The organism is Delftia sp. JD2 (assembly GCF_001682645.1).
Lineage (GTDB): Bacteria > Pseudomonadota > Gammaproteobacteria > Burkholderiales > Burkholderiaceae_C > Comamonas > Comamonas acidovorans.
On sequence record NZ_LFJT01000062.1, the window covers coordinates 1 to 20,607 of the forward strand.

Consider the following 20,607-nt stretch of genomic DNA (forward strand, 5'->3'; position numbering starts at 1 on the left):
CCCCCCAGGCAGACACCCCCAACCCACCAAACGCCAACAGCGCAACACAGCCCACAGCCCACCCGAAATTCCCCACAACCACCAGCCCGATCAACCGCCGCGGCACAGGCGAGCGCGCCGCCATCCACGCAGCCAGCAGCGCATAGCCCAGCAAAAACCAGCCTGTGGACTGCAGCAGCGCCAGAGGCAACCCCGTCACATCCGACAGCGGCTGCCCCGCCACCAGTTGCAAGGCGCCCGAGGCGGCGCAGGAAGCAGCATCGGCCCACATCACGCGGGGCAGGAAACGGGGGGAAGCGAACATCGACATGGCGAACTCCTTGAGAGCAACAGGCACACACCGTGCATGCCATGGACTGCATGGTCCGCCGCAGGCTGCACAGGGTCGATAACCTCGCAGGTCATGGCCGCCACGCCGGCCCCGCCGCTACGATGCGGGCCATGACCTCCACCGCCCATCCCCCGTCCGCGCGCTCGCCCTTCGGCGACCATCTGCGCCACTGGCGCCAGCACCGCCGCCTGAGCCAGCAGGGCCTGGCGCTGGAAGCCGAGATCTCCACGCGCCACCTGAGCTATGTGGAAACCGGCCGCGCCCAACCCAGCCGCGAGATGGTGCTGCGCCTGGTCGAGCGCCTGGGCGTGCCACTGCGCGAGCGCAACGCGCTGCTGGTGGCCGCAGGCTATGCGCCCATGTACCAGGCCCGGCCGCTGGACCACCCGGACCTGGCCGCCGCGCGCCAGGCCGTGGACCTGGTGCTCAAGGGCCACGAACCCAATCCCGCCCTGGCCGTGGACCGGCACTGGAACCTGGTGGCCGCAAACGCCATCGTGCCGCTGCTGCTGGCCGGCGTGGCGCCCTGGCTGCTGGAGCCGCCCGTCAATGTGCTGCGCCTGAGCCTGCACCCCGAAGGCCTGGGCCCGCGCCTGGCCAACGCAGCCCATTGGCGCGCGCATCTGCTGCACCGCCTGCAGCAGCAGATTGCCGCCACGTCGGATGCACAGTTGCAGGCGCTGCACGACGAGATTGCCGCCTACCCGTTCAAGGAAGATGAAGCGGACTCACATGGCGCAGCACCTGCCAGCCACATCGCCGTGCCCTTCGCGCTGGACACCGACCATGGCCGCCTGAACTTCATCAGCACCATCACCATCTTCGGCACGCCGGTGGATGTGACCCTGCAGGAGCTGGCCGTGGAGTCGTTCTTTCCGGCGGATGCGCAGACGCAGGAGGTGCTGGGGCGGTTGAAGCAGACTGCGTAAACCGGAAAGTACAGAGCCAGAAAGCAGCAAAGCCCGCCGAAGCGGGCTTTGCTCATGGAGCCGGATCAGGCCGGACTCAGGCGCTCACGCCCCTGGCCACGTCCGCGTACTCTTCGATCTGGTCGAAGTTCATGTAGCGGTAGACGCTGGACTTGTCGGCATCGATCACGCCCATTTCCTTGAGGTATTCCTCCTTGGTGGGCAGTTTGCCCAGGCGCGATGCGATGGCGGCCAGCTCGGCCGAGCCCAGGAACACGTTGGTGTTCTTGCCCAGGCGGTTGGGGAAGTTGCGGGTCGAGGTGGAGATCACCGTCGCGCCTTCGCGGACCTGGGCCTGGTTGCCCATGCACAGCGAGCAGCCCGGCATTTCGGTGCGGGCACCGGCCGTGCCGAAGGCGGCGTAGTGACCTTCCTTGATCAGCTCGTTCTGGTCCATCTTGGTGGGCGGAGCCACCCACAGCTTGACGGGGATGTCGCGCTGGCCGCCCAGCAGCTTGGCTGCTGCGCGGAAGTGGCCGATGTTGGTCATGCACGAACCGATGAAGGCTTCATCGATCTTGGTGCCGGCCACTTCGGACAGGAACTTGGCGTCATCGGGATCGTTGGGGCAGCAGACGATGGGTTCCTTGATGTCGGCCAGGTCGATCTCGAACACGGCAGCGTATTCGGCGTCCTTGTCGGCTTCGAGCAGGTCGGGCTTGGCCAGCCAGGCTTCGACCTTCTCGATGCGGCGCTGCAGCGTCTTGGCGTCGGCGTAGCCGTCGGCGATCATGTTCTTCATCAGAACGATGTTCGAGGTCAGGTACTCCTTGATCGGCTCGGGGTTGAGCTTGATCGTGCAGCCGGCAGCCGAGCGCTCGGCCGAGGCGTCGGACAGCTCGAAGGCCTGTTCCACCTTCAGGTCGGGCAGACCTTCGATTTCCAGGATGCGGCCCGAGAAGATGTTCTTCTTGCCGGCCTTGGCCACGGTCAGTGCGCCTGCCTTGATGGCGTACAGGGGAATGGCATGCACGAGGTCACGCAGGGTGACGCCGGGCTGCATTTCGCCCTTGAAGCGCACGAGCACGGACTCGGGCATGTCCAGGGGCATCACGCCCGTGGCGGCGCCGAAGGCCACCAGGCCGGAACCTGCGGGGAAGGAGATGCCGATGGGGAAGCGCGTGTGCGAGTCGCCGCCCGTGCCCACGGTGTCGGGCAGCAGCAGGCGGTTGAGCCAGGAGTGGATCACGCCGTCACCGGGACGCAGGGCCACGCCGCCGCGGTTGCTGATGAAGGCAGGCAGCTCGCGGTGCGTCTTGACGTCCACGGGCTTGGGGTAGGCGGCCGTGTGGCAGAAGGACTGCATGACCATGTCGGCCGAGAAGCCCAGGCAGGCCAGGTCCTTGAGCTCGTCGCGGGTCATGGGGCCGGTGGTGTCCTGCGAACCCACGGTGGTCATGCGCGGCTCGCAGTAGGTACCGGGGCGCACGCCCTGGCCTTCCGGCAGGCCGACGGCGCGGCCGACCATCTTCTGGGCCAGCGTGAAGCCGGCGTTCGAAGCAGCGGGCGCCTGGGGCAGGCGGAACACGGTGGAGGCAGACAGGCCCAGGAATTCGCGGGCCTTGGCGGTCAGCGAGCGGCCGATGATCAGGTTGATGCGGCCGCCGGCGCGCACTTCGTCGAACAGCACGTCGCTCTTGAGCTGGAACTCGGCGACGGTTTCGCCGTTCTTGACCAGCTTGCCGTCATAGGGCAGCACGTCGATGACGTCGCCCATCTCCAGCTTGGTGACATCGACTTCGATGGGCAGCGAGCCCGAATCTTCCTGCGTGTTGAAGAAGATGGGAGCGATCTTGCCGCCCAGGGTCACGCCGCCGAAGCGCTTGTTGGGCACGAAGGGGATGTCCTGGCCCGTGGCCCAGACGATGGAGTTGGTGGCCGACTTGCGCGAGGAGCCGGTGCCGACCACGTCGCCCACGTAGGCGACCAGGTGGCCCTTCTTCTTGAGGTCGTCGATGAACTGCATCGGGCCGCGCTTGCCGTCTTCCTCGGGCTTGAAGGCCGCGTCGGGACGGGTGTTCTTGAGCATGGCCAGGTAGTGCAGCGGGATGTCCGGACGGCTCCAGGCATCGGGCGCGGGCGACAGGTCGTCGGTGTTGGTCTCGCCGGGCACCTTGAAGACGGTGACGGTGATCTTCTTGTCCACTTCGGGGCGCGAGGTGAACCACTCGGCGTCAGCCCAGCTCTTCATGACTTCCTGGGCCTTGGCGTTGCCGGCCTTGGCCTTGGTGGCCACGTCGTTGAAGAAGTCGAACATCAGCAGCGTCTTCTTCAGCGCATCGGCGGCCACACCGGCGACTTCGGCGTCGTCCAGCAGCTCGATCAGGGGATGCACGTTGTAGCCACCCACCATGGTGCCCAGCAGCTCGGTGGCCTTGGCCTTGGAGATGAGAGCCACCTGGATGTCACCGTGGGCCACGGCTGCCAGGAAGCTGGCCTTGACCTTGGCGGCATCGTCCACGCCCGGAGGAACGCGGTGCGTGAGCAGGTCGAGCAGGAAGGCGTCCTCGCCAGCGGGCGGGTTCTTGATCAGCTCGATCAGTTCGGCAACCTGCTTGGCTTCCAGCGGCAGCGGGGGGATACCGAGCGCGGCGCGTTCGGCCACGTGGTCACGGTAGGCTTTCAACATGATTCTCTCTCCATGGTTTTCTAAAGTGGGGCTGCTTGCGGGACGCTCAGGTCCGGGCCTGGATTACTGGCCGGCGGGCTTGGGTGCTTCCAGCAGGCTGGGAGGCGGGTTCTTCTTGATGGCCTCGGCCACCTGAAGCTGATCGGGGCTCATGCATTCGTCGGCCAGGCGCTGGCCGACCTTCTGGTTCATGAGCATCGATTTGTTGGCGATCTGCAGCCAGACGGCGCCGGCATGCTTGTCTTCCAGGCGCACGGTGCCGGTCGAGGTCTTGACGGGCGACATGTGGTACTTGAAGCCCTTGCCGTCGATGTTGAAGTAACCCGGGTTGGCTTGGTCGGCCGTCACATTGACGAAGGCGCCCAGCTCGCAGGGGATGCGGCCGGTGTGCACGCGCTCGGAAATGGCCAGGTCTTCGGCGGACAGCGGCTGTTGGGCAGCAGTTGCGACGGCGGCCGCACCGCCGACGGCGGCAGCGCCGGCAGCGGCCTTGGCCGTGGTGGCCTTCTTGGCGGGGGCCTTCTTGGCCGCAGGCTTGGCAGCGGCCTTGGCCGGTGCCTTCTTTGCGGTGGCGGGCTCGGCGGCGCTGGCACCCAGGCCCATGGCCAGCAAGGGGGCTGCGATCAGGATGGAGGCGATAGCTGTCTTCATACGTTGGGCTCCTGCAAATTCCCGGTGTGGGCTAAGCAAGTGATTCTGATGCAAACCAGGGCTGCACCTGTGGGGGCAGCGCCTGGCCGGTCTGGTGGGCACGTGTGAGCAACTGCCAGAAATAGCGGTAGCTCGCCCGGTCATGTAATACACCATCCACGCTGACGGGCGCCCAATCGGCGGCCTCGGCGGCGGTAAGTATTTGTGCGGCCTGCGCCACTTCGTCGGCCTGGGGCGCGAAGGCGGCGAGGATGGGACGGATCTGGTCCGGGTGGATGCTCCACATGCGGGTATAGCCGAGCCGCCGTGACGCCTGTGTGGCAGCGGCCTGCAGCGCCTGTGGATTCCTGAACTCGGTGACCACGCAGTGCGAAGGCACCTTGCCGTGCGCGTGGCAGGCAGCTGCGATCTCCAGCTTGGCACGCACGACCAGCGGATGGTCGAACTGGCCGGCCGAGCCCATGGCCGAGGCAGGAATCGCGCCGCCATGGGCCGAGACGAAGTCCATCAGGCCGAAGGAAATGCTCTGCACGCGCGGGTGCGCGGCAATGTCGAAGGCACGGTGCACGGCGGCGGGCGACTCGATGAGCACATGCAGCGGCAGTTCGCGGCAGCCCAGGCGACCCAGATGCCGCTCGGCCAGCAGCACGTCGTCCACGCTTTCCACCTTGGGCAGCATGAGGTGGCACAGGCGGTCGCCGGCCTCGCCGACGATGATGTCCAGGTCCTGCGCGAAGCTGGCGTGGTCCACGGCATGCACGCGCGCAGCCACGCGGGCACCGGGCGCGGCATCGCGCGCCAGCGAGGCCACCAGGCGCGCATGGGCCGCCTCCTGGCCCACGGGGGCGCCATCTTCGCAGTCCAGCGTGACGTCGAAGACGCAGGTGCCGAACTCGGCCATCATCTCGGCCTGCAGCTGCAGACTCTTGCGCATGCGCACTTCCACGCCGCTGTAGTGGTCACAGACGGGCAGGTGCAGGGCACCGCCCTGCGCATCGAGCAGCACCTGGGCCGGGTGTGCGCGAGAGGGTGTGGACGTGGCGGCGGTCATGGCTTGCGCTGGGCGACGATGAACAGGCGGGGGAAGGCCAGCAGGCGCCGGCCGTCGGCGCGCACGCCGTAGGCGGCGTCCACGCGGTTTTCGTATTCGGTGAGGAAGTCGGCCTGCAGGGCTTCGGGCAGCCCTTCGACGAAGGGCTTGAGGCCGGTGCCGCGCAGCCACTGGACGATGGCGCCGGCCGAGTCCATCGGATGCTGGTAGACGGTGTGCCAGACATCGACGGCGCCGGCCTCGACGCCGGCCTGCTCCTGCGGACCGGCCAGCAGGTCGTAGTAGCTGCGGATGGGCAGGATGTCGGCCCGCACCTTGGCGGCATCGCCGATGTAGGCGGCAAACTTGGGCAGGCTGGCGATCTCGCGCATCACGCGGTGCGTGGCTTCCTGCCGGTTGTCGGGCATCTGTATCGCCAGCACGCCCCCTGGCGCCAGTTGGGCGAACAGGCGGGGTATCAGCGTTTCATGCTCCCCCACCCACTGGAGGGAGGCATTGGCATAAATCAGGTCGGGAGCGCTCTCGCCGGGGGCGGGCGTCCAGGAAGCAATGTCGGCCAGCGCGAAGCGGGCCTCAGGCAGATGCTGGCGCGCGGTGGCCAGCATCGCCTGGGAGTTGTCTATGCCGGTGATCGTGGCACCGGCATAGCGCTGTGCAAGCAGCTCGGTGGAATTGCCCGGCCCGCATCCCAGGTCCACCACATGGCGGGCCTGGGCCAAGGGCACACGCGCCAGCAGCTCGGCTGCGGGGCGCGTACGCTCATTGGCGAAACGCAGGTAAAGCGCGGGATTCCAGTCGAGCATGGCTTGCCGGCGGCTTACAGCAGGTGCTTGACGCCGTCCTGTTCGCCTTGCAGCTCGGCCAGGGTCTTGTCGATGCACTCTTGCGAGAAGGCGTCGATTTCCAGGCCTTCGACGATCTTGTACTCGCCGTTCTCGGTGGTGACCGGGAAGCCGAAGACGATGCCGGCGGGGATGCCGTATTCGCCGTTGGAGGGCACGCCCATGGTGACCCATTCGCCGCCCGAGCCCAGGGCCCAGTCGCGCATGTGGTCGATGGCAGCGTTGGCAGCCGAGGCAGCCGAGGACAGGCCACGAGCAGCAATGATGGCGGCGCCACGCTTGCCGACGGTGGGCAGGAACACGTCCTTGTTCCAGGCCTGGTCGTTGATCTTGGCCTTGACGCTTTCACCGTTGACGGTAGCGAAGCGGTAGTCGGCGTACATCGTGGGCGAGTGGTTGCCCCAGACGGTCAGCTTGCGGATGTCGCCCACCTTGAAGCCGGCCTTGGCAGCCAGCTGCGATGCAGCGCGGTTGTGGTCCAGGCGCAGCATGGCGGTGAAGTTCTTGGCCGGCAGGTCCGGAGCCGACTTCATGGCGATGTAGGCGTTGGTGTTGGCGGGGTTGCCGACGACCAGCACCTTCACGTTGCGCGAGGCAGCGGCGTTCAGCGCCTTGCCCTGGGCCGTGAAGATCTGTGCGTTGGCAGCCAGCAGGTCGGCACGTTCCATGCCGGGGCCGCGGGGACGCGCGCCGACCAGCAGGGCGTAGTCGGTGTCCTTGAAGGCTTGCAGGGGGTCGGAGTGGGCTTCGATGCCGGCCAGCAGGGGGAAGGCGCAGTCTTCGAGTTCCATGATCACGCCCTTGAGCGCGTTCTGGGCCTTCTCGTCGGGAATCTCCAGCAGTTGCAGAATGACGGGCTGGTCCTTACCCAGCATTTCGCCGGAGGCGATGCGGAACAGCAGGGCGTAACCAATTTGACCGGCGGCACCGGTGACGGCGACACGAACGGGCTTCTTGCTCATGATGAAACTCCAGGGATGGGGAAAAAATCAGGTGTTATCGGCGCCAGGTCGCACCAGCGTCAGAAACCAGCAGCCCGTGCTCCGCAAACAACGCGAAAGTGTACTCCCGATTTCGAAGCCCGGTCAATTTGTCTTATGTCTTATATAAGATATGATCGACGTCTGTTTCCAAGTCTTTCATCTGCGTCGCCGGGAGCCTCCCCACCCCGAACTTTTCCATGCCAGTCCTGCCTCCCCTCGCCTCAGACAACGCCGCTCCCACCATCGGCGCGGGCGCATCGACCCCGGCCTTCAGCCCTTTGTATCAGCAGATCAAGGGACTGATACTGCAGAGCCTTGAAGCAGGCGAATGGCGGCCCGGCGAACTGATTCCCAGCGAGATGGAGCTGGCCGCGCGCTTTCGCGTGAGCCAGGGCACGGTGCGCAAGGCCATCGACGAGCTGGCCGCGGAGAACCTGGTGATGCGCCGCCAGGGCAAGGGCACCTTCGTGGCCACCCACGCGGCCCAGCATGTGCAGTACCGCTTTCTCAAGCTGCAGCCCGACGGCGGCGACCAGCAGGGCGAGGGCCGTGCCGAGCGCCGCATCATCGACTGCCGGCGCCTGCGCGCATCGGCGGACGTGGCGCGCGGCCTGGCGCTGCGCAGCGGCGATGCCGTGATGCATGTGCGCCGCGTGCTGTCGTTCTCCGCAATCCCGACCATTTTGGAAGACATCTGGCTGCCGGGCCACGCCTTCAAGGGCCTGACCGCCGAGCAGATGTCCGCCTACCAGGGCCCCACCTACGCCATGTTCGAGCTGGACTACGGCGTGCGCATGGTGCGCGCCGACGAAAAGATCCGCGCCGTCCTGCCCGAGGCAGAACAGGCCCTGCTGCTAGATGTCCCCAGCACCACGCCCCTGCTGAGCGTGGAGCGCACCGCTTACACATACAACGATGTTCCCATGGAGTTACGCCGTGGCCTGTACCGCACCGACACCCATCACTACCGCAACGCGCTGAGCTGAACGATCCGTTCCCCAGAGAAGCGGGCGAAAATACGCAATTCCCAGCAAAGCTGTTTTTATTGCATTGCAATAGAATTTTGCATCGCCGCCCCTGAGCGATTACGAAGCAGTTACATCCACGAAAGTACCCTGCCATGACTGAGCAAGCCAAAAAGCGGCCAGAGTTCCGCAACATCAACTTCTTCAAGGACCTCCCCACCTACCGGTTGCCGCCGGCCGGCATCGTGTCCATCCTGCACCGCATCAGCGGCCTGCTGATGTTCATCCTGCTGCCTTTCATCCTGTGGATGATGGACATGTCGCTGACTTCGGAGATCTCCTTCGACGGCTTCACCTCGGTTTTCGCGGGTCCCTTCGGATGGTTCCTCAAGCTCGTGTGCCTGGCATTGATCTGGGCCTACCTGCACCACTTTTGCGCCGGCGTCCGCCACCTGTTCATGGATGTGAACCACCACGCCGTCAACAAGCAGTTCGGCAAGTCCTCGGCCCTGGTGGTGCTGGTCCTGAGCGTTGGCCTGACCCTGATCCTGGGTGCCAAGCTGTTCGGCCTGTACTGATTCACGATCTCTCCCTCACGATAAGGAAAAAGAACCATGTCCGTGAATTACGGCTCCAAGCGCACCGTGGTCGGTGCGCACTACGGCATCCGCGACTGGATGGTGCAGCGCGTCACCGGCGTGCTGATGGCACTGTTCACCATCGTGCTGCTGGCCAAGCTGATCTTCAGCACCGGCTCCGTCGGCTATGACCTGTGGGCCGGCATCTTTGCCCCGCAGTGGATGAAGTTCCTGACCTTCGCCGTGATCGTCTCGCTGGCCTGGCACGTCTGGGTCGGCGTGCGCGACATCTGGATGGACTACGTCAAGCCCGTGGGCCTGCGCCTGGTGCTGAACGTTTTCACCCTGGTCTGGCTCGTCGGCTGCGCCGGCTGGGGCATCCAGATCCTGTGGCGTATCTGATAGAGACGCGGTCTCCACGATTGAAGGTTAAGAATGAGCTACTCCAAAGCAAACATCACCAAGCGCAAGTTTGACGTCGTCATCGTCGGCGCTGGCGGCTCCGGCCTGCGTGCCGCGCTGGAACTGTCGCGCGCCGGCCTGTCCGTGGCCTCGCTGTCCAAGGTCTTCCCCACGCGCTCGCACACCGTGGCTGCGCAGGGCGGCGTGTCCGCTTCGCTGGGCAACATGAGCGAGGACAACTGGCACTACCACTTCTACGACACCATCAAGGGCTCCGACTGGCTCGGCGACCAGGATGCGATCGAGTTCATGTGCCGCGAAGCGCCCAACGTCGTGATCGAGCTGGAACACTTCGGCATGCCGTTCGACCGCAACCCCGACGGCACCATCTACCAGCGTCCCTTCGGCGGCCACACGGCCAACTACGGTGAAAAGCCCGTGCAGCGCGCCTGCGCCGCAGCCGACCGTACCGGCCACGCCATGCTGCACACGCTGTACCAGCAGAACGTCAAGTCCAAGACCAACTTCTTCGTGGAGTGGATGGCGCTGGACCTGATCCGCAACACCCAGGGCGACGTGGTCGGCGTGACCGCCATCGAACTGGAAACCGGCGACCTGTACGAGCTGCACGCCAAGGCCGTGCTGCTGGCCACGGGTGGCGCAGGCCGCATCTTCCAGGCATCGACCAATGCCTTCATCAACACCGGCGACGGCCTGGGCATGGCTGCACGCGCAGGCATCCCGCTGCAGGACATGGAGTTCTGGCAGTTCCACCCCACCGGCGTGGCCGGCGCGGGCGTGCTGCTGACCGAAGGCTGCCGTGGCGAAGGCGCCATCCTGCTCAACAGCGAAGGCGAACGCTTCATGGAGCGCTACGCTCCCACGCTGAAGGATCTGGCACCGCGTGACTTCGTGTCCCGCTCCATGGACCAGGAAATCAAGGAAGGCCGTGGCTGTGGTCCCAACAAGGACTACATCCTGATGAAGCTGGACCACCTGGGTGCAGACACCATCCGCAAGCGCCTGCCTTCGGTGGAAGAGATCGGCCACAACTTCGCCAACGTGGACATCACCAAGGAACCGATTCCCGTGGTGCCCACCATCCACTACCAGATGGGCGGCATTCCCACCAACATCAACGGCCAGGTCGTGGTGTGGGACGGCCAGCAGAACAACGTGGTCAATGGCCTCTATGCCGTGGGCGAATGCTCCTGCGTGTCGGTGCACGGCGCCAACCGCCTGGGCACGAACTCGCTGCTGGACCTGCTGGTCTTCGGCAAGTCGGCCGGCAAGCACATCGTGCAGTTCGTCAACGGCTTCGGCGACCACAAGGCCGTGCCGGCCGATGGCTCCGAGCGCACGCTCACGCGCCTGAACCAGCTCGACGACTCCAAGGAAGGCACCTACGCCCAGGACCTGGCTGGCGACATCCGCGCCACCATGCAGCAGCATGCCGGCGTGTTCCGCACGCAAAAGAGCATGGACGAAGGCGAAGTCAAGATCAACGCCATCCGCGAACGCGTGGGCTCCGTGACCCTCAAGGACAAGTCCAAGGTCTGGAACACCGCCCGCATGGAAGCGCTGGAAGTGGACAACCTGATCGAAGTGGCCCAGGCCACCATGATCTCGGCCGCTGCCCGCCACGAATGCCGCGGCGCCCACACCGTGTACGACTACGAGCATCCTGCCGACCACGCCGAGTTCCCGCTGGGCCGCAATGACAAGGAATGGCTCAAGCACACCCTGTGGTACAGCGCCACCAACAGCCTGGACTACAAGCCCGTGAACCTGAAGCCCCTCACGGTGGACAGCGTGCCGCCCAAGGTCCGCACGTTCTAATCCAGCAGCCCACGAGAGAACAGACAAATGAAGCGCACTTTCAAGATCTACCGCTACGACCCGGACAAGGATGCCAAGCCCTACATGCAGACCGTCGAGGTCGAGCTGGACGGCCACGAGCGCATGCTGCTGGACGCCCTGGTCAAGCTCAAGGAGATGGACCCCTCCATCTCGTTCCGCCGCTCCTGCCGCGAAGGCGTGTGCGGCTCGGACGCGATGAACATCAATGGCAAGAACGGCCTGGCCTGCCTGACGAACATGAAGACCCTGCAGGGCGACATCGTTCTCAAGCCCCTGCCCGGCCTGCCCGTGATCCGCGACCTGATCGTGGACATGACGCAGTTCTTCAAGCAGTACCACTCGATCAAGCCGTACCTGCAGAACGACAGCTTCGCGTCTCCCACCAAGGAACGCCTGCAGTCGCCTGAAGAGCGCGAAGAGCTCAACGGCCTGTACGAGTGCATTCTGTGCGCCAGCTGCTCCACCAGCTGCCCCAGCTTCTGGTGGAACCCCGACAAGTTCGTGGGCCCGGCCGGCCTGCTGCAGGCCTACCGCTTCATCGCGGACAGCCGCGACGAGGCCACGGGTGACCGCCTTGACAACCTGGAAGATCCGTACCGCCTCTTCCGTTGCCACACCATCATGAACTGCGTGGACGTGTGCCCCAAGCACCTGAACCCCACGCAGGCCATTGGCAAGATCAAGGAACTGATGGTCCGCCGGGCCATCTGATGACCATGACGAATACTCTGCTCGACGAACGCGAGCGAGACCTGCTGCGCTGGCGCTGCCGGCGTGGCCTGGTCGAGAACGACCTGTTCATCGCGCAGTTCTTCGCCACCTACGGAGACCAGCTCACGCGGAGACACGCGAGCGGTCTGTCTGCCTTGATGGACCTGGCAGACAACGACCTGATGGACCTCTTCTTGCGCCGCAAGGAGCCTGAAGGTGAACTCGATACCCAAGAAATCAGGGAAGTTCTGGAACTGGTGCGCAAGCGCAAGCCCGGTTCTCTCCCGCTAGTAGGCTAGGCAATCTAGAGAAGGAAGTTTGGAAATGAAACTCGCAGACAACAAAGCAACGCTGTCATTCAGCAACGGCGCTCCCAGCGTCGAGCTGCCCGTCTACCAGGGCAACGTCGGTCCCGACGTGGTGGACATCCGCAAGCTGTACGCGCAGACCGGCATGTTCACCTATGACCCGGGCTTCCTCTCTACCGCCTCGTGCCAGTCCGCCATCACCTACATCGATGGCGACAAGGGCGAGCTGCTGTACCGTGGCTACCCCATCGAGCAGCTGGCCAAGAACTGCGACTACCTCGAGACCTGTTACCTGCTGCTGTACGGCGAGCTGCCCAACGAGTCTGAGAAGGCCGACTTCGTCGAGCGCGTGACCAAGCACACCATGGTCAACGAGCAGATGCAGTTCTTCCTGCGTGGTTTCCGCCGTGACGCCCACCCCATGGCCGTCCTGACGGGTCTGGTCGGCGGCATGTCGGCCTTCTACCACGACAACATGGACATCAACAACGCCGAGCACCGCGACATCGCCGCGATCCGCCTGATCGCCAAGATGCCCACGCTGGTCTCCATGGCCTACAAGTACGGCATCGGTGCGCCGTACATGTACCCCAAGAACGACCTGAGCTACGCCGGCAACTTCATGCGCATGATGTTCGGCAACCCCTGCGAGGAGTTCAAGGTGAACCCCGTGGTCGAGCGCGCGCTGGACCGCATCTTCATCCTGCACGCAGACCACGAGCAAAACGCCTCCACCTCCACCGTGCGCCTGTGCGGCTCGTCGGGCACCAACCCCTTCGCCGCCATCTCGGCCGGCGTGGCCTGCCTGTGGGGTCCTGCCCACGGCGGCGCCAACGAAGCCTGCCTGAACATGCTGGAATACCTGCAGGCCAACGGCGGCGTTGCCAAGGTCGGCGAGTTCATGGAACAGGTCAAGGACAAGAACAGCGGCGTCAAGCTGATGGGCTTCGGCCACCGCGTCTACAAGAACTACGACCCCCGCGCCAAGCTCATGCAGGAAACCTGCAATGAAGTGCTGGCCGAACTGGGCCTGGAAAAGGACCCCCTGTTCGCCCTGGCCAAGGAAGTCGAGAAGATCGCCCTGGAAGATGACTACTTCGTGCAGCGCAAGCTCTACCCGAACGTGGACTTCTACTCCGGCATCGTGCAGCGCGCCATCGGCGTGCCCGTGAACCTGTTCACCGGCATCTTCGCCCTGGCCCGCACCGTGGGCTGGATCGCCCAGCTCAACGAGCAGATGGCCGACCCCGAGTACAAGATCGGCCGTCCCCGCCAGCTGTTCACGGGCTCCGTGTCCCGCGACGTCAAGCCGATCGGCCAGCGCTGATCGCAGGTCCGAGCCTCAGCGGCCCGGCACCCAAAAGCCCCATGCCTTTGCATGGGGCTTTTTTCATTTGCGAGCCCACCGCTCCAGAAGGCCGCACCAGTCCTAGGAACACCATTTTCCCTATCGTGGCATGCCCATTGATTGAGCCTATCCACCTTAAGGTGGCCGTTGACCCTCCCTCAAACGGGATGGAGCCGCAGCGCAATGCCCGCTGCCATTCAACGCAACCCCGGGACTCACATGCTTGTCGAAATCAACAAGGACGGAATGCTCATCCATGCGCGCGTCAGGAATGCGCGCAGCCCCGCCATCGAGAGAGGAAAGCGGACCGCCGCCATCACCGGCATCGTCGTGCACCAGACCGATGCCAACACGGCCCAGTCTTCGCTCAATAGCTACAGGAACCCGAAGGCCAATGGGGCGCACTTCCTGATCGACAAGGACGGCACCATCTACCAGACTGCCGCCATCTATCAGCGTGCCAACCATGTGGGCCCGCTGAAGGCGAGATGCCTGCTTGTGGGGAAATGCAAGGCCAGGGACTATGAAGGACTGAAGGCAAAGGGGGTACACCGCATCGAGATGCTGAAGGCTCCTGGTGAACGCTATCCGAGCAATATGGAGGCCATAGGTATCGAGATGGTCGGCCGAGCGGAGCTGCCGAAGGGATTCACACCGCCACCCAGACCAAGGGGCTGGACTCCCGAAGAGTTACGCGGATGGTTTGGTATCTATCCCACGCCGACTGAGGCACAGAACCGAGCTCTGACATGGCTTGTTGGAGCGCTTCAAGATTCCATGCAGCTGTCGCCCAGCGAGATCTTCAAGCATCCGGACGTGAGCCGAAAAAACCTGACCGAAGCGGAAGGTGCGAACTGGAAAATGACACCATGAATCCCATTCGCATGCGTTCTCGGATTGCCATCTCCGCGATGGCCATGACCATGGTTTCCTCGCTGTATGCGGGCGATGCCAGATACCCCGTCAAGACCATCCAGAAAATCGACATCATCTCGCCATCTGAAAGTTCCTCCTGGGCGAGCAAGAACTGGCTCGATTGCGACGATGTGGTCCTGACCGAGGAAGACGTGCGATATGCGTTGCAGCACATACGCAGGATCTCGAGGAAGGCATTCTTCAGCGAGGACAGGGAAAGAACAGGCTGCGCAGGGAGCGCGTCGGTCAGGTTCCACAACGGCAAGCTCATCGTCATCGGAGTTGAACCGACCGGATTCATCAACATCTTCGAAGCCACCGAAACGCTCAAGCCCAAGAGCATTTCTGAGAGCTTCTACGACTGCCCACCCTGCAACAAACGCAAGATGGACCTGCTCCGAGATGCCCTGGATCGCGCCACGGAACGGCGGCTCAAGGAGTTGAAAAAACAGGGCAGGCTCCCGCCATGAATCACGTCGGCACGATCTCTTGCGCGATGATTTCGGTAATCGCTATGACTCTGGTCTCCACGGCTCATGCAGCCGATGCCAGATACCCAGTCAGGCATGTACAGAGAATCGAAATCATCGAGCCCTCAGGCGGCTCTTCTTGGGAAGACAAGAACTGGCTCGATTGCGACGATGTGATCTTGACCGAAAAGGATGTGCGATATGCATTGCAGCACATACGCCGAATCTCGGAAAAATCCTATTTCAGCGAAGAAAACATGGATAGATCCGGATGCTCCGGAGGTGCGTCCGTCACGTTCAAGAACGGAAAGATCATCGTCATGAACATCGAGCCAACAGGCCGAATAAGAATCTTTGAAACCACAAACAAGCTCAAAGCCATAGGAAAGCCCTCGCGCTACTACGACTGCGCACCTTGCAAGAAACGCAAAATGGACCTGCTGCAGGACGCCCTGGACCGCGCAACCGAACGACGGCTCAAGGAGCTGAAGAGGCAGGGACGACTTCCTCCGTGAGCCACCTCCATTCGATCTTCTGGGCACTCATTTCGGCGATGCCCGATCCCTGGACAGGCACGCGCCACCGACCCGGCTGCAACGGCAGGTGGCCTGGTGAACAGCCCGCTGGCCGACTGCGCCGCCTGGCCTGAGCGCCGGGGCCAAGCCCCCTGCTTCACGCAGCGGCGCGGTTTCGCCGACAATGCCCCCCCGGCCCTCGTGGCCGGCCCTTTCTTGCGCCGGGGTTCCGGCCCCAGCCACTCCCTGCACACCATGAACTTTGCCTCCCTCGGCCTGAGCCCGGCGCTGGTCTCCAGCCTCCAAGACCTGGGCCTGGTCGATCCCACGCCCATACAGACCCAGTCCATCGCCCCCTTGCTTGCGGGCCGCGACCTCTGGGCCTGTGCGCCCACGGGCTCGGGCAAGACGGCCGCCTACCTGCTGCCGCTGATGCAGCGCTGGATGGATGGCGGCAAGGCCCAGGGTGCCCAGGGCGGCTTTGTGCGAACCCTGACCACGCTGATCGTGGTGCCCACGCGCGAGCTGGCCCAGCAGGTGGGCGAGACGCTGTCCGACCTGGGCCGCGCGCTCAAGCAGCCGCCGCGCATCGGCGTGGTCTATGGCGGCGTGTCCATCAACCCGCAGATGATGATGCTGCGCGGCAGTGCCGACTTCCTGGTGGCCACGCCGGGCCGCCTGCTGGACCTGGTGGAGCACAACGCCGTGCGCCTGTCCGCCGTGCGCCACCTGGTGCTGGACGAGGCCGACCGCCTGCTGGACCTGGGCTTTCAGGAAGAGCTGCAACGCGTGCTGGCCCTGCTGCCGAAGCAACGCCAGACCCTGCTGTTCTCAGCCACCTATCCCGATGCCGTGCAATCGCTGGCCACGGGCCTGCTGCACGATCCCGTTCAGGCACGCGTCGATGCCGCCGAAGGCCAGGATGCCGCCAGCCCGCAAAGCATCACCCAGCGCGCCATTGCCGTGGACCGCGCCCGCCGCACGCAATTGCTGCGCCAGCTGGTGCAGGGCGACACCGCTGCGGGCACCGACCCTGTCACGCTCGAACGTGCCCTGGTCTTCGTGGCCACGCGGCACACGGCCGAACTGGTGGCTGAAAAGCTCTACAAGGCCGGCATCTTTGCCACGGCCTTCCATGGCGACCTGAGCCAGGGCGCACGCAAGGAAGCGCTGGCCGACTTCAAGGCCAAGCGCTGGCAAGTGATGATCACCACCGACCTGGCGGCGCGCGGCATCGACATCACCCAGCTGCCCCTGGTCGTCAACTACGACCTGCCGCGCTCGGCCACCGACTATGTGCACCGCATCGGCCGCACGGGCCGCGCGGGCGAGGACGGCACGGCCATCAGCTTCGTGACGCCGGCCGACCAGGCGCACTGGGCACTGATCTGCAAGCGCAACCAGCTGGACCTTGAACTGGAGCAGTTGCCGGGCTTCGAGCCCACCGAGCCCGTGCCGCCGCCTCCGGTGGCGCAGGACGGCAACGGCGGCATCAAGGGCCGCCGCCCGAGCAAGAAGGACAAGCTGCGCGCCGCGGCCGCCGAAGCAGCCGAGACCGCAAAAAAGAACTGAGCGTTTCCGGTTCAGCCCGCGCCGCCTCGCCCACCAAAGCGATCCCGGTACGCCACCGGGGTAATGCCCAGGTGGCGCACGAACAGGTGGCGCAGCGCCTGCTCCGAGCCCAGGCCCACGCGCGCGGCCACGGTCTTGAGCGGCAGATGGGCCTGGCTTTCCAGCAGTTGCTTGGCCGCCTCCAGCCGCGCGCTCTCCACAAAGGCCGTGGGGCTTTGCCCGGTTTCCTGCTGGAACACGCGGCGCAGGTGGCGCTCGCTCATGTGCGCCTGCTCGGCCATCTGAGCAAGGGTCAGGGGCTCGGCCAGATGGGTCATCACCCACTGCTGCACGGCCTGCACGCCGCCGTGCTGCGCGGCCTGGGCCGCCAGCGGCACGCTGAACTGCGACTGCCCGCCGGGGCGCTTGAGATACATGACCAGGTCGCGCGCCACCTCCAGCGCCAGCGCGTGGCCGAAATCCTCCTCCACCACGGCCAGCGCCAGGTCGATGCCGGCCGTCACGCCGGCCGAGGTCCACAGCTGGCGGCTGCCTGCGCCATCGCGGATTTCCTCGCGCAGGTAGATGGCATCGGCATCGACCTGCACGCGCGGATGGCGCTGGGCCAGTTGCGCCGTCACGCTCCAGTGCGTGGCCGCGCGCCGGCCGTCCAGCAAACCCGCCTCGGCCAGGAAGAAGCTGCCCGAGCACAGTGCAATCAGCCGCTGCACACGCGGCGCCACTCGGCCCAGCCAGGCGACCAGCTCGCCCGAGCCGCCCAGCACCTGCTCGATATGGCGCGAGCCCACGACGACCACGGTGCAGCCCATGCCTGCAGCCTCCAGCCCGGCCAGCGTATGCGTGGCCTCCAGCGACATCAGCGTGTCCGAGCGCACGGGCCCTTGCCGCTGCGAGACCACGCGCACCTCGTAGCCATCGCTCTGGCCGCGCGCGCGCAGGTGCACGTTGGCATAGTCGAACACCGACATGGGCCCTATGGCCTCCAGCGCCTTGAAGCCGGGGTAGACGACAAGATCGATGCGGTGGGCGCTGGCGTGGCGGTGGTCCATGGGAAACGGCGGGCTCGGAGGCGGTCAGGGTGGAAAGAATGGGGCGGACTATACGAAAAGACGCAAGCACCCACGGCCAGCAGGCCCGGCCGAAGCCGGCCACACCCCTCAGATTCGGACATATCACCTGGGGCTGCGGCCATGATGCGGCCGGGCCGCCCGGCCATGGCCTACATTCAAGGCTTCGCGGAGCGCGCGCACTGCCGTTCCTGAGCCACCCCGACAGAAAGACACGCCCATGAAATCCAAAGCCGCCGTCGCCTTCAAGGCTGGAGAACCCCTGCAGATCGTCGAGATCGACGTGGCCCCCCCGAAGAAGGGCGAGGTCCTGATCAAGATCACCCACACCGGCGTCTGCCACACCGACGCGTTCACGCTGTCGGGCGACGACCCGGAAGGCATCTTCCCCGCCGTGCTCGGCCATGAAGGCGCGGGCATCGTCGTCGAGGTCGGCGAAGGCGTGACCAGCGTCAAGCCCGGGGACCACGTGATCCCGCTGTACACCGCCGAATGCGGCGAATGCCTGTTCTGCAAGAGCGGCAAGACCAACCTGTGCGTTTCCGTGCGCGCCACCCAGGGCAAGGGCGTGATGCCCGACGGCACCACGCGCTTTTCGTACAACGGCGAGCCCATCTACCACTACATGGGCTGCTCCACCTTCAGCGAATACACCGTGGTCGCCGAAGTCTCGCTGGCCAAGATCCACCCCGATGCCAACCCCGAGCAGGTCTGCCTGCTGGGCTGCGGCGTGACCACGGGCCTGGGTGCCGTCAAGAACACCGCCAAGGTCCAGGAAGGCGACACCGTGGCCGTGTTCGGCCTGGGCGGCATCGGCCTGGCCGTGATCCAGGGCGCCAAGCTGGCCAAGGCCGGCCGCATCATCGCCGTGGACACCAACCCCTCCAAGTTCGACCTGGCACGCACCTTCGGCGCCACCGACTGCGTGAATCCCAAGGATTTCGACAAGCCCATCCAGCAGGTCATCGTCGAGATGACGGGCTGGGGCGTGGACCACAGCTTCGAGTGCATCGGCAACGTCAACGTGATGCGTGCCGCCCTGGAATGCGCGCACCGCGGCTGGGGCCAGTCGGTCATCATCGGCGTGGCCGGCGCGGGCCAGGAAATCTCCACACGCCCCTTCCAGCTGGTGACGGGCCGCAAGTGGCTGGGCACGGCCTTCGGCGGCGTCAAGGGCCGCAGCGAGCTGCCCGGCATGGTCGAGCAGGCCATGAGCGGCGAGATCCAGCTGGCCCCCTTCGTCACGCACACCATGGGCCTGCCGGAAATCAACGAGGCTTTTGACCTGATGCACGAAGGCAAGTCCATCCGCTCCGTCGTCGTGTACTGAAGCTCCCCCTGAGGCGCTGCGCGCCTGGGCAGCGCCAGTTTCATGGGCCGTTGACCGTATATAGCGTATCAACTCCCATCTTTGAATGCTGCACGCACCGCTTGCCAAGGTGCCCGTAGCATTTTTCTTTTTGAGGAACACCATGTCCGCACTGCCGCCCCTGGAACTCAAGAACGCCCATGCCTGCTTCGGCGGCGCACAGCGTTTCTACGAGCATTTCTCCGCCGAGATCGGCCTGAACATGAAGTTCTCGGTCTTCCTGCCGCCCAAGGCCGTGGCCGGCGAGAAGGTGCCCGCCGTGCTCTACCTGGCCGGGCTGACCTGCACCGAAGAGACCTTCATGACCAAGGCCGGCGCCCAGCGCCTGGCCGCCGAGCTGGGCATTGCGCTGATCGCGCCCGACACCAGCCCGCGCGGCGCAGGCCTGCCCGGCGAGGCCGATGCCTGGGACTTCGGTGTGGGCGCGGGCTTCTATCTGGACGCCACCACCAAGCCCTGGGCACTGCACTGGCGCATGGAAAGCTATCTGCTGGGCGAGCTGCTGCCGCTGATCGCCGCACGCCTGCCCATCGACGCGCAGCGGCTGGGCATCTTCGGCCACTCCATGGGCGGCCACGGCGCGCTCACGCTGGCGCTGCGCCATCCGGGCCGCTTCAAGAGCCTGTCGGCCTTCGCGCCCATCGCCAACCCCGTCAACTGCCCCTGGGGCCAGAAAGCCTTCTCAGGCTATCTGGGCGATGACCGCAAGGCCTGGGAAGCGCATGACGCCAGTTGCCTGATGGCCGCGCAGACCCAGGCGCCCTACCCGGCCGGCATCCTCGTGGACCAGGGCCTGGCCGACAAGTTCCTGATCGAAAAGCAGCTGCTGCCCGAAGCCTTCGAGGCCGCATGCGCCCAGGCCGGCCAGCCGCTGACGCTGCGCCGCCACGGCGGCTACGACCACGGCTACTACTTCATCCAGAGCTTCATTGATGACCATCTGCGCCATCATGCAAAACAACTGAACACCCCCTGAGGCGCTTCGCGCCTTCCCCCTCTCTCGCTTCGCGGGAGGGGGACGACGCCATCGCCGCGAGGCGGCTCTTGCTCGGCGTCCCTGTTTTTTGGCCGC

General features: G+C 65.1%; 21 protein-coding genes. 14 read left to right on the forward strand and 7 right to left on the reverse strand.

Annotation, left to right across the window (positions count from 1 at the left end):
- Positions 1-310 (reverse strand): hypothetical protein (locus tag ACM14_RS24710; protein ID WP_065347621.1); only part of this gene is annotated, 310 nt, incomplete at its 3' end.
- Between the two features lie 131 nt (positions 311-441).
- Between ACM14_RS24710 and ACM14_RS24715 the strand changes: the two genes are divergently transcribed.
- Positions 442-1,260 carry a helix-turn-helix domain-containing protein gene (locus tag ACM14_RS24715; protein WP_016453928.1) on the forward strand — a complete coding sequence of 273 codons (819 nt, stop codon included), beginning with the start codon at positions 442-444 and terminating at the stop codon, positions 1,258-1,260.
- A gap of 76 nt (positions 1,261-1,336) precedes the next feature.
- On the opposite strand, the gene acnB is transcribed toward ACM14_RS24715, so the two are convergent.
- The 5 genes from acnB to ACM14_RS24740 form a co-directional block, all read right to left on the reverse strand.
- Positions 1,337-3,928: a bifunctional aconitate hydratase 2/2-methylisocitrate dehydratase gene (gene acnB, locus ACM14_RS24720; RefSeq protein WP_012204353.1), complete on the reverse strand. Its 2,592-nt coding sequence runs from the start codon at positions 3,926-3,928 to the stop codon at positions 1,337-1,339.
- Between the two features lie 63 nt (positions 3,929-3,991).
- Positions 3,992-4,579 (reverse strand): hypothetical protein, encoded by a 588-nt coding sequence (locus ACM14_RS24725; protein ID WP_013803433.1) that lies wholly within the window; start codon positions 4,577-4,579, stop codon positions 3,992-3,994.
- Positions 4,580-4,610: 31 nt separating this feature from the next.
- Positions 4,611-5,630 (reverse strand): CoA ester lyase, encoded by a 1,020-nt coding sequence (locus tag ACM14_RS24730; protein ID WP_012204351.1) that lies wholly within the window; start codon positions 5,628-5,630, stop codon positions 4,611-4,613.
- A complete protein-coding gene (gene tam / locus ACM14_RS24735; protein WP_013803434.1) occupies positions 5,627-6,433 on the reverse strand; it encodes a trans-aconitate 2-methyltransferase in 807 nt (268 codons plus the stop codon). The genes ACM14_RS24730 and tam overlap by 4 nt, the downstream gene beginning before the upstream one ends.
- A 14-nt stretch (positions 6,434-6,447) precedes the next feature.
- Entirely contained in the window at positions 6,448-7,434 is a 987-nt protein-coding gene (locus tag ACM14_RS24740) for a malate dehydrogenase (RefSeq protein WP_013803435.1), read from the reverse strand.
- Positions 7,435-7,652: 218 nt separating this feature from the next.
- Between ACM14_RS24740 and ACM14_RS24745 the strand changes: the two genes are divergently transcribed.
- The 11 genes from ACM14_RS24745 to ACM14_RS24795 all read left to right on the forward strand — a co-directional run bounded on the left by ACM14_RS24745 (position 7,653) and on the right by ACM14_RS24795 (position 17,099).
- Positions 7,653-8,441 (forward strand): GntR family transcriptional regulator, encoded by a 789-nt coding sequence (locus ACM14_RS24745; RefSeq protein WP_012204348.1) that lies wholly within the window; start codon positions 7,653-7,655, stop codon positions 8,439-8,441.
- Positions 8,442-8,575: 134 nt separating this feature from the next.
- Positions 8,576-8,998 (forward strand): succinate dehydrogenase, cytochrome b556 subunit, encoded by a 423-nt coding sequence (sdhC, locus tag ACM14_RS24750; RefSeq protein ID WP_012204347.1) that lies wholly within the window; start codon positions 8,576-8,578, stop codon positions 8,996-8,998.
- Between the two features lie 36 nt (positions 8,999-9,034).
- On the forward strand, positions 9,035-9,400 hold the full coding sequence (gene sdhD, locus ACM14_RS24755; RefSeq protein ID WP_012204346.1) for a succinate dehydrogenase, hydrophobic membrane anchor protein: 366 nt from the start codon (positions 9,035-9,037) through the stop codon (positions 9,398-9,400).
- Between the two features lie 33 nt (positions 9,401-9,433).
- The gene (gene sdhA / locus ACM14_RS24760) at positions 9,434-11,239 is read left to right on the forward strand and encodes a succinate dehydrogenase flavoprotein subunit (protein ID WP_012204345.1); all 1,806 of its coding nucleotides are present in this window, start codon (positions 9,434-9,436) and stop codon (positions 11,237-11,239) included.
- 27 nt (positions 11,240-11,266) lie between these two features.
- The gene (locus ACM14_RS24765) at positions 11,267-11,971 is read left to right on the forward strand and encodes a succinate dehydrogenase iron-sulfur subunit (protein ID WP_012204344.1); all 705 of its coding nucleotides are present in this window, start codon (positions 11,267-11,269) and stop codon (positions 11,969-11,971) included.
- On the forward strand, positions 11,971-12,270 hold the full coding sequence (locus tag ACM14_RS24770) for a succinate dehydrogenase assembly factor 2 (protein WP_012204343.1): 300 nt from the start codon (positions 11,971-11,973) through the stop codon (positions 12,268-12,270). Before ACM14_RS24765 ends, ACM14_RS24770 begins: the two co-directional genes overlap by 1 nt.
- 25 nt (positions 12,271-12,295) lie before the next feature.
- Positions 12,296-13,606, forward strand: a complete 1,311-nt coding sequence (locus ACM14_RS24775; protein WP_012204342.1) for a citrate synthase — start codon at positions 12,296-12,298, stop codon at positions 13,604-13,606.
- Between the two features lie 240 nt (positions 13,607-13,846).
- Complete coding sequence (locus ACM14_RS24780) at positions 13,847-14,500, forward strand: peptidoglycan recognition family protein (RefSeq protein ID WP_230356791.1); 654 nt, start codon at positions 13,847-13,849, stop codon at positions 14,498-14,500.
- Positions 14,497-15,012 (forward strand): hypothetical protein, encoded by a 516-nt coding sequence (locus tag ACM14_RS24785; RefSeq protein ID WP_065347623.1) that lies wholly within the window; start codon positions 14,497-14,499, stop codon positions 15,010-15,012. The genes ACM14_RS24780 and ACM14_RS24785 overlap by 4 nt, the downstream gene beginning before the upstream one ends.
- Positions 15,009-15,527, forward strand: a complete 519-nt coding sequence (locus tag ACM14_RS24790) for a hypothetical protein (protein WP_065347624.1) — start codon at positions 15,009-15,011, stop codon at positions 15,525-15,527. The genes ACM14_RS24785 and ACM14_RS24790 overlap by 4 nt, the downstream gene beginning before the upstream one ends.
- A gap of 255 nt (positions 15,528-15,782) precedes the next feature.
- Positions 15,783-17,099, forward strand: a complete 1,317-nt coding sequence (locus tag ACM14_RS24795; RefSeq protein ID WP_175403305.1) for a DEAD/DEAH box helicase — start codon at positions 15,783-15,785, stop codon at positions 17,097-17,099.
- A gap of 11 nt (positions 17,100-17,110) precedes the next feature.
- Here ACM14_RS24795 and ACM14_RS24800 read toward each other — a convergent pair whose 3' ends face one another.
- Entirely contained in the window at positions 17,111-18,148 is a 1,038-nt protein-coding gene (locus ACM14_RS24800) for a GlxA family transcriptional regulator (protein WP_065347626.1), read from the reverse strand.
- 238 nt (positions 18,149-18,386) lie between these two features.
- Between ACM14_RS24800 and ACM14_RS24805 the strand changes: the two genes are divergently transcribed.
- The gene (locus ACM14_RS24805) at positions 18,387-19,496 is read left to right on the forward strand and encodes an S-(hydroxymethyl)glutathione dehydrogenase/class III alcohol dehydrogenase (protein WP_012204334.1); all 1,110 of its coding nucleotides are present in this window, start codon (positions 18,387-18,389) and stop codon (positions 19,494-19,496) included.
- A gap of 142 nt (positions 19,497-19,638) precedes the next feature.
- Positions 19,639-20,511: an S-formylglutathione hydrolase gene (fghA, locus tag ACM14_RS24810; RefSeq protein WP_065347638.1), complete on the forward strand. Its 873-nt coding sequence runs from the start codon at positions 19,639-19,641 to the stop codon at positions 20,509-20,511.
- Positions 20,512-20,607 lie beyond the last annotated feature (96 nt).